This window comes from Mycobacterium asiaticum (assembly GCF_001673635.1).
Taxonomy (GTDB): Bacteria; Actinomycetota; Actinomycetes; order Mycobacteriales; family Mycobacteriaceae; genus Mycobacterium; species Mycobacterium asiaticum_C.
Genome location: NZ_LZMH01000043.1, coordinates 98066 through 112132 on the forward strand (window position 1 = coordinate 98066; position 14067 = coordinate 112132).

General features: G+C 63.5%; 13 protein-coding genes. 4 read left to right on the plus strand and 9 right to left on the minus strand.

All coding sequences use genetic code 11. The features are described 5' to 3' along the window. Nucleotides 1-80: 80 nt before the first annotated feature. From A5645_RS12555 to A5645_RS12565, 4 genes are all read right to left on the minus strand, one after another. Nucleotides 81-1037 carry an NAD(P)H-dependent flavin oxidoreductase gene (locus A5645_RS12555; RefSeq protein WP_065129710.1) on the minus strand — a complete coding sequence of 319 codons (957 nt, stop codon included), beginning with the start codon at nt 1035-1037 and terminating at the stop codon, nt 81-83. 39 nt (nt 1038-1076) lie between these two features. Further along, on the minus strand, nt 1077-3827 hold the full coding sequence (locus A5645_RS12560; RefSeq protein WP_081288315.1) for a glycoside hydrolase family 2 protein: 2751 nt from the start codon (nt 3825-3827) through the stop codon (nt 1077-1079). Between the two features lie 168 nt (nt 3828-3995). Next, a complete protein-coding gene (locus A5645_RS27750; RefSeq protein ID WP_155767980.1) occupies nt 3996-4139 on the minus strand; it encodes a hypothetical protein in 144 nt (47 codons plus the stop codon). Between the two features lie 96 nt (nt 4140-4235). Next, a complete protein-coding gene (locus A5645_RS12565; protein ID WP_065129712.1) occupies nt 4236-4718 on the minus strand; it encodes a YkgB family protein in 483 nt (160 codons plus the stop codon). Nucleotides 4719-4912: 194 nt separating this feature from the next. Between A5645_RS12565 and A5645_RS12570 the strand changes: the two genes are divergently transcribed. Beyond that, the gene (locus tag A5645_RS12570; RefSeq protein ID WP_065129713.1) at nt 4913-5857 is read left to right on the plus strand and encodes an AraC family transcriptional regulator; all 945 of its coding nucleotides are present in this window, start codon (nt 4913-4915) and stop codon (nt 5855-5857) included. Nucleotides 5858-5944: 87 nt separating this feature from the next. Here A5645_RS12570 and A5645_RS27755 read toward each other — a convergent pair whose 3' ends face one another. Further along, nucleotides 5945-6382, minus strand: a complete 438-nt coding sequence (locus A5645_RS27755; RefSeq protein WP_155767981.1) for a hypothetical protein — start codon at nt 6380-6382, stop codon at nt 5945-5947. A gap of 252 nt (nt 6383-6634) precedes the next feature. On the opposite strand from A5645_RS27755, the gene A5645_RS12575 reads away from it, so the two are divergent. Further along, nucleotides 6635-7468, plus strand: coding sequence for a hypothetical protein (locus A5645_RS12575; protein WP_081288316.1), 834 nt, complete (start codon nt 6635-6637; stop codon nt 7466-7468). A gap of 56 nt (nt 7469-7524) precedes the next feature. On the opposite strand, the gene A5645_RS12580 is transcribed toward A5645_RS12575, so the two are convergent. After that, entirely contained in the window at nt 7525-8220 is a 696-nt protein-coding gene (locus tag A5645_RS12580; RefSeq protein ID WP_301336991.1) for an NADPH-dependent F420 reductase, read from the minus strand. Next, entirely contained in the window at nt 8162-8809 is a 648-nt protein-coding gene (locus tag A5645_RS12585; protein ID WP_065129715.1) for an FMN-dependent NADH-azoreductase, read from the minus strand. Before A5645_RS12585 ends, A5645_RS12580 begins: the two co-directional genes overlap by 59 nt. A gap of 195 nt (nt 8810-9004) precedes the next feature. On the opposite strand from A5645_RS12585, the gene A5645_RS12590 reads away from it, so the two are divergent. Then, nucleotides 9005-9487 carry a MarR family winged helix-turn-helix transcriptional regulator gene (locus A5645_RS12590; RefSeq protein WP_253866969.1) on the plus strand — a complete coding sequence of 161 codons (483 nt, stop codon included), beginning with the start codon at nt 9005-9007 and terminating at the stop codon, nt 9485-9487. Nucleotides 9488-9619: 132 nt separating this feature from the next. On the opposite strand, the gene A5645_RS12595 is transcribed toward A5645_RS12590, so the two are convergent. Beyond that, on the minus strand, nt 9620-10384 hold the full coding sequence (locus A5645_RS12595) for an RsiV family protein (RefSeq protein WP_065129716.1): 765 nt from the start codon (nt 10382-10384) through the stop codon (nt 9620-9622). A gap of 102 nt (nt 10385-10486) precedes the next feature. Here A5645_RS12595 and A5645_RS12600 point away from each other — a divergent pair, with 102 nt between their 5' ends. After that, nucleotides 10487-11419: a DUF389 domain-containing protein gene (locus tag A5645_RS12600; RefSeq protein WP_065035582.1), complete on the plus strand. Its 933-nt coding sequence runs from the start codon at nt 10487-10489 to the stop codon at nt 11417-11419. A 16-nt stretch (nt 11420-11435) separates the two neighbouring features. On the opposite strand, the gene A5645_RS12605 is transcribed toward A5645_RS12600, so the two are convergent. Then, on the minus strand, nt 11436-13979 hold the full coding sequence (locus tag A5645_RS12605) for an excinuclease ABC subunit UvrA (RefSeq protein WP_065129717.1): 2544 nt from the start codon (nt 13977-13979) through the stop codon (nt 11436-11438). Nucleotides 13980-14067: the final 88 nt, after the last annotated feature.

A 14067-nucleotide genomic window follows, 5' to 3' on the forward strand; every position in this document is an offset into this window, starting at 1 on the left:
CGGGGTCCGGTCACTAGTACTTGTCATCCGGTCATAATTCAAGCATCGTCAGTGCCACTACGTATCGGGAGCCGCTTGCCCTACGGAGTAAGCAACCCGACCAGCTCAGCCGCCGGTCGAACATCAACGATCCGCCCAACGTTCGCGCCGGCATAAAGCGGACGCGTGTCAACCAACTCGGCGGGTCCGTCAGCAGCGGGCGGCTGGGCGATCGCATACGGCAGCCACAAAGGCAATTGCACTCGCACAGCACGGTTTTGGGCCGCATCCGGCATCGCATTGGCCAGTGGGGACGCGATCCGATTAGCGATGCGAAGCCAGCGCGGCCCGCGCGCATCGCTGCCCAACCATCGTCGAGTGGCCTCGTTTGGAATCACCCGGTGCGGCGCATCGGGCCAGCCCAGTCCGAACAGCTCGGTCAGCACCGTCTCACTGGCCGCAAGGCAGCGCTGCTTGTACTCCGGGTGCGCGCGGCATTCCTCGCTGAGCAGGAAGCGGGTCCCGACGACGGCGGCGACCGCACCGGCATCCAGCGCTTCCCGCACGCCTTGCGCATGGACGATTCCGCCCGCGAGCAGCACAGGAATGCTCACAGCCTTACGGACTTGATCGAGCAACTCGAGCGCAGGAGTCGTCCCGCGAACATGGCCGCCAGCTTCCACCCCCTGAGCAATCACACCGTCCGCGCCCGCAGCTTCTGCGGCTTTCGCCTCTTCGACGGACCCACACTGGTGGAACCAGGTGGTCGCGGCGAGCCGGCGAGGAACGCCCCAAAACGTCACGATCACATCGGCGGCTGCGGCCGCCTCCACATCGCCGCGACGCACGAAGGGCAGCAACAGGTTCACCGCGATCGGCCGTCCGGTAAGTCTGCGTGCCGCTGCCACCTCACCGGCGACATTGGCACGCGCACCGGCGATCGTTCCCAGACCACCTGCCTCCGACACGGCCGCAGCGAGTTCGAACCCCGCTACCGTTCCCATGCCAGCCTGAACAACCGGCACGTCCAGTTGACGCAGGTCAAAGGCTGCAGGCATCACTCCAGGCTACCGACACGACCCGCGAAGCCACGGATGCTACTCAACCGCCAGGGTGATTGGCGACGAGTTATACCCCGTCACCCGAACCCAGTTCGCCAGCGAAGCCGGCACACTCCCCCGGATCTCCACCGTCTGCCCGGGAAACACGGTCACGTAGTTGTCGTCGTACTCGACCGGCAGGATCTCGTCGCCGTCGCGTGTCGACATGATCTCGGCACGTTCGAAGAACGCGACGTTCGACGTGGGGTTGTGCAACCGGATCACCACTCCCCCAGGGTCCGTCTGGTGAAAAGCCGTGATGTCCAACGGTACGCGTGGCATGTAGTTCAATGCGGTCATGTCCGCCCAGCTCGCCTGCATCGAATCGAACGCCCGGTCGTTGTCCGGATCCCCCACGTCATCGGGCTGTTGCGACTGCCAATACACGTTCTCCGCAACGACTTCCCCGGACGGGCGCGTCAGCTCACACCGAACGAAGAAAACGGGCGACTTCGCGAGACCACTCGGTAGCGTCATTGCGTCGACGGCGCCGCCAGCGGGGACGCTGATGCTGTCCGACGTTCCGTCCGCCTGGAGGATGCCCTGCAAGTCGTAGACCCTGACGCGGACATGGACACCATCCACATCCGACGGCGACTGGTTGACGACGCTGACGTGGGCCGAGTTGCCGATACCACGTGCGTACGAATCGAACACCACGGACAGCGGCCGCAGTCCCTTCTTGGCTCCGAAATAGGCGCCTCCCGGGCGCAAGTAGTAGTCGAACAGCTGCCCGAAGAACGATGGCCAGTGACTGTTCAGCATCCAGTAGATCGTCATCTTGTGGGTGTCCCAGCCCGCGGCGGCGAACGCTTCGAACTGCGCGCGGGCGGACTCATATTGAGCCAGTTGGGCTTTGGCGGCGAACATCTCGGCGCTGTCGGAAACCCCATAGCGCATCCCGATGGAACGCTGTGCACTCAGCAGGGCCGCATTCTTGTACTGCGCGCCCGCATGGAAGGACCAGGTGTCGTTGATCGGCCACATCTGGTCGGGCGGGATGAATTTCCGAAGGCTGGCGAACGGGGGGATCTGTTCATTGCTGCCCTGTTCGGCCGATGCCCCCCAGGTGGCACCGTAACGGCCACTGAACCAGTAGGTGGGCGGGCGCCAGGTATACGGTCCGGTCATATCGATGCCGTCCCACTGCACTACGCCGTCGGCGTCCTTTGCCTGCGGGGAGGCGGTGTCGACGATCGGGTTCTGCCAATACAATTGATCGAGAACGGACCGGTAACGGGCACGGATGTTCGGCGGCGGCAACCCGTCACTGCCATTGGCCCAAATGAACGCCGACGGGTGGCTTCGAAGCGACCGGATCTGTGAGCGCAAACTGTCCATCGCCACCCGCTCATCTTCGGCGTCCCACTGCTCCCACTTCTCCCACTGGTTGCAGCACATCCAGCCGGCCATTAACGGGATCCCCAGCTCGTCGGCTTCCTCGATGAGGTGTTCGCTGGCGAGCTTGCCCTCAAGCCGCAGCATGTTGAGACCTAAATCCTTGGCGTAGTGCAGGATTGCGGTTTCGCGGTCGGGGTCGTACCTGAATAGCAGATCGGGCGTATATGCGGCGCCGCGCACCGGAAACTTCTTGTCGTTGACTTCTAGGTAGAAGTCTCCGCCGTCGGCGGAGAATCCCGCGTCGCGATACTGGCGGACGGTCCGGATGCCGAAACGCAGTTCCTTGGTATCGCTGAGTTGGTTGTCGACCCGGTATTCCAACCGAAGGTTGTGCAGATTCGGCTGGCCCATCGTGTAGGGCCACCACAGGTCCGGATGGTCAAGGTTCAATTGTGAGAACTGATCTGGTGTGAAGGTCACCTGCTGGTCTTCGCCGGGCGCAAGGAGGACCGCCTGTTCGACGTGGACGGTGGTCTTGTCCGGGCGAGTGATGGTGGCACGGAGAACGCCACGGGTGCGTTGTGCGGAATAGTTGTGTACGTCGGCATGGATGGTCAGCCGGGCGCTGTCGGTGCGCGGCAGCGGGAGTTCCGAATTGACCGTCGCCGCACCGATTCCCACGGTTCCAAGGGCCGTCAGGTACACCGGCTTCCAGATGCCGGCATTTCGGTCGGGGACGAATGATGTTCCGCGCCGGTCCGGATCGCCATTGAGCGGCGGAAACCCGAGGTAATCCCAGTTGACCCAGTCGTTCCAACTGTCGGCCAACTCCACGCCATCGACGTCCTGCAGCGCGCGCTCCGGGATCACTTTGACCGCCAGCACATTCGGCAAACCCGGCCGAATCAGCGGCGTGACATCGAACTGATGGTCGGCGTACATGCCCACGACCTCGTCGTGGTTGGCAACCAGGCGTCCGTTCAGCCAGATGTCGGCGCGGTAGTTGATGCCGGGGAATCCCAACAAATAGGTTCGTTGGCCCTGCGGGGCGGTGAACTGGGTGCGGTACCACCAATCGTGTCGATAGAGGTCCTGCGGCACGTTGTCACGCAGATTCTTCCCGACGTACAAATCCCCGTAGCCCCCGTTTTCCCGGAGGATCTCCAACACGGTGGCCGGCATCCGGCGAACGCGGTACCACGCGGCGGCGTCATAGTCCGATAGCGAGAGGGCTTCGCCATCCGCGGCGATCGTGTCGGCTGCTGACAGCGTCCAATTGTCAGCTAACTCAACGCGCTCCATTGGAGCGAGCGGCGCGCGAGTGGCTACCGGCGAATGCGCTGCAGAACACAATGAGAGCGAGGTTAGCGCCAGCACGACGAAGACCTTGATGGCGACCTTCCGCATGCTGTCTCGGCTCCTCGAATCCGGCGTTCGGCTCATCATGCCGTCGACCTTCCGCCGGGGGCAATACGGCTCCGCACGATCAGCACGGTCGGCTCGAGCACCGTGTCCGGTTAACGCCGTCGCGAGCATGTCCTTCCTATCAGCGCCCCGAGCTGACCAGTGCCAGTATCAGTTCCCAATGGGTGGCCGAGGCTCACCGGCTATCGGAGGGAACGGTCCCTCGCCGGCCTCGGCCACCACCGCCTCGTCCTCCTTGGCTTCGGACTCGTGCTTGGCGTCGCTGGACGAATCGTCTTCGGGCCGCTGGATCACGATTGTCTCCTTTCCTTGATCCGAGACCCATACCCCCGTTCACCGATAGGAATCTTCGAGGGGAAGAATTCGGCGTCGGCAACTCAGGTAGTCTGCTCAGCGCGGCGAGCGCTGATTGCTGGGCCACGCTGACCGAATGGCGTCGGCCAGTGTCCACACCGAAGCGCCCAGCAGGACAATGTCTTTGAGGAGAAACTCGGCCAGTAGCGTAATGGCGGGGAAACCACCGCCTGCCGGTTCGCTGATGCCGGGGGTGGTGAACAGGAATGTGATGGTCGAAACGAATAGCAGCACCGCCAGCAGGCTGCCGAGGATAGAAACAGTTGGCGCGATTGGCTTTACGGCCAGGAGTACCGCGGCACTCACTTCCATGATGCCGAGCAGTACCGAGAAGGTGTACTCGGGAAAGATGTTGTAGAGCCAGCCCATGAAGGGGCTGTGCGCGACAAGTGGTGCTATCTGGTGAGCTTCGTAATGGGCGAATTTCAGCAATCCGATCCAGCCGATGACGATGACGAGTCCGTACCGAAGCAACGCCGCGGCCGCCGTGTCCACCCCTGGCAACAGCTGGATGGCCATGCGGGCGACACCGCCTCTTGCAGAATCGATTACCGAGTCCTTTGGTGTGATGCGTTCGATCATGTCGGCTCCTTAAAGCGGGTGAACTTGGCGGGTGAGCTAGCTGCCGGCGAGCCGGCACTTCCTGAACCTACGCGCCAGAATCTGGTACAAATAGACTAAAAAATACTCATTTTCTGCTTGAAAGTCTCATCATGGATGCTGTCAGCCGTCTGTTGGCATTGGCGCGGGTCGACGCCCGAGTCGATAAGCGCTGCCTGTTGGGCAGAACCACACGCATGGACGTCGCGGCATACCCCAAGCTGCAGGCGCCGTTTCACGTTCTGCTCGAGGGTGAGTGCCAGCTGCACGTTGATTCCAAAATCCTTGAGATGCGACGCGGTGACGTCGTGCTCATTCCCAGCGGAGTTGCGCATCGAGTTTTCACCGCTGGGCCCGGTCGCAGGCGGGGCACCACCGATGCCGCGGGTGATGCTTTCGTGACCACGCGTAGTGTGTGCGGCGGCACCCCGGCCGTCGACTTGTTCTGCGGTCACTACGCCTTCGACGCAGGGGCGGGCGCGGTGCTGCTCGGCAGTCTGCCCGATCCACTGCAGGTGTCACTTGGCCAGTCCGCTGACACCGAGGAGATGCTAGGCATGGTGAGCACCATGATGCGCAAGGAGGCGCAGCTGGAGGGCCAAGGAACGGCCGCGGTCCTTTCGTCCCTCGCCACGGTGCTGTTGGCGATGACGCTGCGATCCTCGGAGAGCGCCGCTCGGACAAGCGCGTCATGGACTGCGGTATCCGATCCACGTATCGCCAAAACAATCGAGAGCGTTCTCTTAGAGCCGGGCGCCGACTGGACCATCGATCGGCTAAGTCGTACGGCCGCCATGTCGCGGGCGACGTTCATACGTCGTTTCGGTCAGGAAACCGGCATGACAGTTGGCGTATTTCTGGTGCGTGTGCGCCTGATGGCTGCAGCAGACCTGCTCAGCTCGAGTGACGCGACCGTCGCCAGCATCGCTGTTCAGGTCGGATATCAGTCCGAGTCGGCGTTTTCCCGCGCCTTCCGCGCCGAGATCGGAACGACACCCGCTCGCTTTCGACGTACCCAGCAGCGGCGATGGCAGGAAAACACGACCCCTCGCGACTAAGGGCGAGGCTTACCTTTCTGCAAGCAGTTCAACGAGATTCGCTCGTATCCGTTTCGCAAATTGCGTCAAATCCAAGGCGCGCGGCAATCAGCCCACTTGGGTGAGTTGCAGATGCTGAGTGACTCTTGGTGGTCTGCCTCCCGAGCCGCATATCGGCGTGTCGATGCCCGAGTCATCTTTGCCCTCAAGGGTGACCGGATCCCAGCTTGCGTAGCTGACGTACACGCCCGGAACCCGCGAACCCCCTGGACAGAACGCATCGGAGTGCCACACCAGGGTCCACTGGCCGTTAACCAGTCGTGCATTACCGAAAGCCGGTCCACCGGGCGCGTTTGCCACCGAAGCGCAGCCATCACCGCAGGGAGTGAAGTACCAGTCACTATCGGTGGTCTCACCCGAAGCTGAGGTTACGGTCGCGACGTAGTGGCCACTCAGAGCGGGGGCAGCGCACGCGGTACCAGCCGAACCAATAGCCAGCCACACCACGACTACGACGGCTGCGGCGATGCGTCGTGAAACGGTCATGTCGGCATCCTCCCCTATGACCTGCTCGACGGCCTAGGAATTTGCTATAGCACAAAGACTAAGCCGATGGCGCCCGTCGAACGGGTTCGCGAGGCGGCGCAGGGCGTCAGTGCGCGAAACGCATCGTCGCAGACTTCGGACACGCAGCGTCACAGCGCACTTGAATACCAGGAGCGTCATTAATATGCGGCAATGGCGATAGGACTAGTTGCTGAACCCTGCGTCCTTTGGTCTGGCTTCGATCCTTCTATCGTGGCCAGAAGCTACGCCCAATTCGCCGGCATCCTGGCGGGCTTCGCTTTCGTCGTCATCAATCTCGTGCTGGACCGTGCCTATCGCCGTCGTGGCGATAGTCGTGTGCTCGATCCGCGCGAGTCCGCGCACGAAACCCAGATAGGGATCGCGCTGGTGTGCGCGTTCCTGGGGCTGGTTCTGACCACCCTGCGCTACAGCCTGCTCGCCGGCGAGAGCGGATGTGCCCTCACCGAAGGCCGAGCCGGGTCCGCGGCGGTGCTGGCGGCGGTATCGCTGGCAGCCTCCCTCTACACCTTGCTGTACGCCATCGTGCAGTTCTTCTCGGGTACGTCGGCCCTCCTCGTCAGACACTGTGTCTTCATCCTCGCCGTCATCGCTCCAGCGCTGGCCGTGGCGTTCGTCGCACAGACACTCGCGCATCTCGCACTGGCACTAGGCAACCCAGAAACACGGCAGCCCCTGCAACCGCTCTGGGACCAGGCCAATCACCTCTCGACCCTGATACCGGTGGCACTCATCGGCATTAGTGCCGTCATGTGGGTGATCGGGATCAAACGGAGGCGTTCCGAAGCACCGGTGAGCGGCCTAGCCCAACACTTCCAGTCATCGGTCCCGTACACGACGATCGCGCTCGCTATCGCCGTGACCATGCGCTCGGTCGCATTGCTCGGATATGCCAATCCGGCCGGACACATCTCGCCGACCGAAGCCTGGGTGTGGGTAGGCCTGCTCGCGGCTACGTTGCTGCTTCAGGGCGCGGCCCTGTCGTTCCAGCGTGGCGTAGAGGTCCCATTCACCGGATCATCGATGGTGCCCGAAAAGGCAACGTAGCGAAACGCGCAGTTTGGTGTGGTTAGAAGGATCGGTCGCCTGGGGCACGGACCCGGTTACTGAGCGACTGCGGGTTCGACGAAGACGCGACCGGCCAATGGGCCCGGTGACTCGTAGAGGGCACCGCCGCTGACAAGGCCGCCGAGATTGATCGGCACGTAGCCGAGATCCTTGATGAGCCGTTCGGCCACGGCGTGGGCGTCGTCGTGGTCGCTGGAGTGGAAGAGCACCTTGGGTGACCCGTCAACCAGCGGGCCTTCGTCATAGCTCGAGAACAGCATGTGGTTGAACGCCTTGACAATGTGCGCGCCCGGCGCGAGGTCAGCGATGACCTCACTCGAGGTTTTTCCGCCGGTGTCGGCGCGGGTGAAGCCCGGCATGATGATCGGGTTGTTGGTGTCGACGAGGATCTTGCCGGACACGTCCACTCCCGCTAGTGCTGCGGGAATGTTGCTCCAGGCCACCGCTAGGAACACTACGTCTTGGGCGGCGGCCTCCTGTGGAGTGCCCACGCTGATGCCGAGCGGATCAAATGTCTCTTTCAGTGACTCCGGTCCGCGGCTATTGCTGACCAGTACGTCGTGACCTGCCTTGGCCAGTTGGGTGCTGACGGCTCGGCCGATCATGCCGGCGCCGATAAATCCGATCTTCATTTGGGGTCTTCTTTCCGTGTGAAGTGACGAGGTGGGCGTGTCAGGCGGTGAGGTCGGCGGCAGCCCAAAGCCTGTCGATCTCGGCCAGTGCGTCGGCAAAACTCTTCTCGTGCAGAGGAATCAGGCCGGCCATGGCGGGGTTGACCGGTGCCATGGTGAGTTCGGCCCTGATGATGCGCGGTACCAGTCCGGTGGGCGAGACGCCATGCACAATCCAGTTGCCCGCGTGGTCCCAGCCGTGGCGCGGGGTGCCGGGCCCGTATCCGCCGCCCTGGCTTTCCAGGACCACGAATTCGGTGTCGCCGAGCAGGCCCGCGCCGGTCGCGGGATCGAACGACAGGCCGCCGGCGACGATGTGATCCACCCATGACTTGACAATGCTGGGGGCGCCGTAGTTGTAGAGCGGCAAGCCCAGCAAAACCGTGTCGGCCGCCTTGATTTCCTCGACCAAACGCCTTGACAGAGCGAAAGATTCGGCCTGGGCGGGGGTGTGTTGCTCGGCGGGGACGTTGCGAGCCAATCCACTGACGGCATCGAAGTGCGGTATCGGGTCGGCGGCCAGGTCGCGGTACGTCACCGTCCCGCCGGGGTGGTTTTCAACCCAACGTTGGGCGGCATACGCGGTCAGCCTGCGACTGACGGATGCATCACCTTGGATCGAGGAGTCGATGTGCAGGAGGTGGCTCATGTCTGTACCTTTCGGGTCTTACCTAGCGTGTCACAGATCGTTTGTACGTTGCAAACTATCATGACAACGCATGGCGCCGCGTTATTCCCGACCCTCTTGTCCTGAATGTCTGCGGCGACCGCGCCAATGATCGTTTGCGACACATCAACTGATCGGAAAGTGGGACTATCAACAACCACCGTTAGTCTTATCGAGGTGAGCAATTTGACAGACCGCAATGCTGTTCAGTCACCGGACAACCTGGTTGGCGTCATCATGGATTACCTGCTTCGGCGCCTACGCGCCGAAGCGGATCGTGGTCTCCTGCCGCATGGGATGAAGAGCCGGCACGCCATCGCGCTGACACTCCTGCGCGACTTTGGCGAACAGGCTCAGTCGGACCTGCCGCAAGCTTTGGGAATCGATTCCACCGGTGTCGTGGCGCTACTAAACAGCCTTGAAGACGAAGGACTCATCGAGCGCCGGCGGTCAGCAGAGGATCGACGCAAGCACAACGTGTCGATCACCAAGGCCGGGCGTCGCCGGCTCGCGGAGATTGAACGGGTCGCCTCCGTAATCGAAGAACGAGTCCTCGGCCTGAAACCGAAAGAAATCGCTAACCTGCACACACTCCTGTCGAAAGCCATGGCGAACGCAGCGCGTCTTGACGAAGTCGCTGCGGGAACAACACGAGTCTGAAGTGCGCAAAGTGAATCTACCCCCGCCCAGCAGATCTGCGCGGTGGTTCTCCCGTCGACTTACGTCGGTAGGCGGCGATGTGTGCAAGGGCCATGTCGAGCGCGAGTTCGAGGGGACCAGCGCTGCGGGGTCTCAAGCAAGCATCGGGTCGATCGCCGACCGCGGCACCAGCACCTGGGCCGCGTCCGGCAACAACGCGCCCTGGTCGAAGAAGAAGATCACCCCATCGTTGACGACCGCGAAATTCTGGTAGTTGGCGGGGTCATACAGCGCGGTTGCCGAGATCGGCACCGCCGGTGGCGGCGTAGTAGTGGCCGGTTGTCCCGGTTGCGCGGGCGGCGTTGCTGGCCCGGCCGCTGGCGGCGGCGCCTGCTGCTTTGACAGTTCGGCTTGGACGATCGGCGCGACGACCTTCAGCGGATCGTCGACCCGCCAGAGCGGCGTGTTTTGTTTGTCGTCAGATTTGGCCGTGTAGAGGATTTCCTTGCGGTAGGTCTGGTCCCAGTTGAACGCCTTGAACGTCGTCTGCGGCTGCGCGCCACCGACGTTTCGGTTCACCTTGAACACCACCGTTTGCGTGCCACGCGGTGGGATTGCCGAGTTGTACTCCGTCGGCTTGATCTTCAGCTCAGAGTGGGACGCGCCCGACTTGGCCGCGTTGACGAACGAGTCGCGTGTCTGGGAGATGAAGTCGGCGATCGGCTGTTGGTTGGGGTAATCCAGCGGGATGCTGATGTCCACGCTGTAGGCAGGGTCGGAGAGCTGGATCTCGCATGTGCTGCCGGTGCTGCTGCCCTTGAGGTCGGCGCAGTAATCCTTCGGCGCCGCCACCGCCACCGGTGCGACAGACGAACCGAAGATGGCCGCGACGACAACGGCAACACTGAACATGCGCATAAGTGAATCCCTCCCTAGCAAACGCGGCAGCCCCCCGCCGTCACGACACTAGCGTGCAGCGACCGCGGAACATAAACCGTCGAAGCCGCTAAGGTGCCGTGAATGCTCCATCTGCGGGTGATCGCTCCAACTGAGTCAACCGACTCGGTGCTCGAAGTCCTTCGCCGCGAGGTGGGGGTGACTCATATCGTCGTCCACCGCGAAGCCGCCCTGGATCCGAGGGGTGACGAGATCACGGCTGACGTCGCGCGCGAAAGCGCCAACGACGTCATCGACGAACTGAAGGCGCTTGGGCTGAAACGGCAGGGAGCGATCACGCTCGATGTCGTCGACACGGTGGTGTCGACCGCGGCATATCGCGCCGAGAGGGAAGCCGAAGGCGACCCCGCCGATGCGGTCATCTGGGACGAGTTGGCGGAAAGAACCCGCGAAGAGTCGGCGCTGAACGCCACCTACCTATCGTTTCTGTCCCTGGCTTGTCTCATCGCGGCGGTCGGGGTCGTCACCGATTCCCCGGTCACAGTTGTTGGCGCAATGGTGGTGGGCCCGGAGTTCGGTCCACTTGCCGCGCTCGCGGTAGCGATCGTGCGACGGCGCGGCTACCTTGCGCGGCGCGCGGCGCTGGCGCTGGTGGTCGGTTTCCCCTTGGCTATGTGCGTCACGGCGATCACCGTGCTGGGCGGTGAAGCTGTGGGTTGGATCAGGCTGGGCACCATCCGGCAGCTCCATCAAGTTGACTTCATCTTTCAGGTCGGGCCGCTGTCGTTCGTGGTCGCCCTGCTGGCAGGCGCGGCTGGCATGCTGTCGCTGGTCTCGGCGAAGTCTTCTGCACTGGTCGGCGTTTTCATCTCGGTGACCACGGTCCCCGCCGCGGGGTTCGCAGTGGTCGCCGCAACCGTGGGCGATTGGCAGATCGCGGAGCAGTCTGCGACCCAACTCGGAGTCAACCTGGCGGGAATCGTATTGGCCGGGGTGCTTGTCCTCTGGGTCTATCTCCGAACTGGGTCGCGCCGGCGGCCTCAGCGCCGGGGATAGTTACCGTTCGCCTCTGTCACGTCCGAGCCGACGCCAATCGCTTCGCGAGATAGGGCGCCGTGCGGCTGGCTTTCGCACTCGCCACCGCATCCGGCGTACCCGCCGCAACGACCTGACCGCCATCACTGCCGGCGCCCGGCCCCAGGTCGATCACCCAGTCGGCGCCCGCAACCATGCGCATGTCGTGTTCGGCCACGACGACGGTGTTGCCCGCGTCGACCAGGCGGTGCAATTGCCCGTCGAGCAGATCCACATCAGCGGGATGCAGCCCGGTAGTCGGCTCGTCAAGGACGTACAGGGTATGCCCCCGACGGGGTCGCTGCAGCTCGGAGGCGAGTTTGATCCGTTGCGCCTCGCCGCCGGACAGCTCGGTCGCGGGCTGTCCGAGACGGAGATAGCCCAGTCCCACCTCCTGCAGCGTGGTCAGACTCCGCGCGGCGCCGGCGACGTCGGTAAGGAATTCCGAGGCTTCGTCGACCGTCATCGCGAGCACGTCGGCGATCGTCTTGTCCCGATAGCGAACCTCAAGCGTCTCATCGGAGTAGCGCGCACCGTGACACGCCGGGCAGGTGGCGTATGTGCCTGGCAGGAACAACAATTCGACCGACACGAACCCCTCCCCCTGACACGTCGGGCAGCGACCCTCGGCCACGTTGAAGGAAAACCTGCCCGCGGTCCAACCGCGACGGCGCGCCTTCGGGGTCGCGGCGAACTCGCGGCGCACGGCGTCGAACAGGCCGGTGTATGTCGCTAGCGTCGAGCGTGGCGTGCGCCCGATCGGGCGCTGATCCACCGACACTAACCGGTTGATCTCCTCGACCCCCTCGGCCGCCACACCAATGCTGGCGTCGTGATCCAGGTCGACGATCCCGGCGCCGGCTTCGCCGTCGTCCGATTCGGCCGGCTCGGCAGCGCGTCCGGTGCCGAGATGGTTGTGCACGACATCGCCGAGGACCTTGACCACCAATGTCGACTTGCCCGAACCGGACACTCCGGTGACCGCCGTGTACACACCTAATGGCAGTTCCACGTTGAGGTGGCGCAGGTTGTGAAAGTTGATGCCTTGTAACCGAAGTCGCCCGGTCGGCTGGCGGGGCTGACGCGACGGCGGCTCGTCCCGGTCGAAAAGATAGCAGCGAGTGATCGACCCCTCGATGTCGGCGAGACCCGACACCGGCCCGCTGTAGAGGATGTCCCCGCCAAGCTCGCCGGCCCCGGGTCCGACGTCGACGATCCAGTCCGCCCGACGCACCACGTCCATGTCGTGCTCGACCACAAATATCGAATTGCCAGCTCGCCGTAGGCGATCCAGCACGTCGAGTAGCGGTTCGGCGTCCGCGGGGTGCAATCCAGCCGATGGCTCGTCGAGCACATAGAGCACGCCGAACAAGCCGGCTCGCAGTTGCGTGGCCAGCCGCAGCCGCTGCAATTCTCCCGGTGACACCGTCGGAGTGCGGCGACTGAGTGTGAGATAGCCGAGGCCGAGATCGATGAGTACCTGCAGGCGCGCGACGAGGTCCGCGGCGATCATGGTGGCAACTTCCGTCCGCTCACCGGATTCCGTCGACTCGTAAGCTGGCGCAGCATCGGTCCGAGAAGCAGTCGGGCGCAACATGTCAGCGAGGTCAGCCAACGGCATCGCCGCGTACTCGGCGATGGTGCGCCCGGCGAAAGTCACCTTCAGCGCCTCCGGCCGCAGCCCGGAGCCCTCACACAGCGGGCAATCGGCGCTTTCGACGAATTGCAACACGCGACGGCGCATCATCGCGCTGTGGGAGTTCGCCAATGTGTGACGGACATGGCGCTCGGCGCTGGAAAACGTGCCGTTGTAGTAATAATCCGCCTGCACCGGATGCTGGGTCGGATCGATCTCGACAGTCGGCTGCTCATCGGTGAACAAGATCCAATTGCGTTGCCGTTTAGGGAGTTTGCGCCATGGCTTGTCGATGTCATACCCGAGCGTGATCAGGATGTCGCGCAGGTTCTGCCCCTGCCAGGCCCCCGGCCACGCTGCGACGGCGCCTTGACGGATGGTCAACGACGGGTCCGGCACCAGTGTCTCTTCGGTCACCCGGTGGATGCGTCCGAGCCCGTGACACTCTGGACACGCTCCGACCGCGGTGTTCGGGGAGAAGGCGTCGGAATCCAGTCGTTCCGTGGCGCCGGGCGGGTAGGTACCGGCGCGAGAGAACAGCATCCGCAGCAGGTTCGACAGGGTGGTGACGGTGCCGACCGTCGACCGCGACGTCGCCGAGCCCCGGCGCTGCTGCAATGCGACGGCGGGCGGTAGCCCGGTGATGTCATCGACTTTCGGCGCGCCGGCTGGCAATAGCAGGCGACGCGCGTACGGTGCCACGGATTCGAAGTAGCGGCGCTGCGCCTCGGCATAGATGGTGCCGAAGGCCAACGACGATTTGCCCGATCCGGAGATGCCGGTGAACGCGACCAGCGCATCACGCGGCGCTGCGACGTCGACACCCCGCAGGTTGTGGACCCGGGTGCCGTAGACACGCACGCAAGGGTCGATGTCGTCCGCGCTTCGGTAGGACATTTCCGTCATAGCGCTCAGACGAGTACCCGCGCCGCAGCCACGCAAGCATGGCTAGTTCTTGATGGAGACCCGTCTCCGCAGGGGCGACGCCAGCACA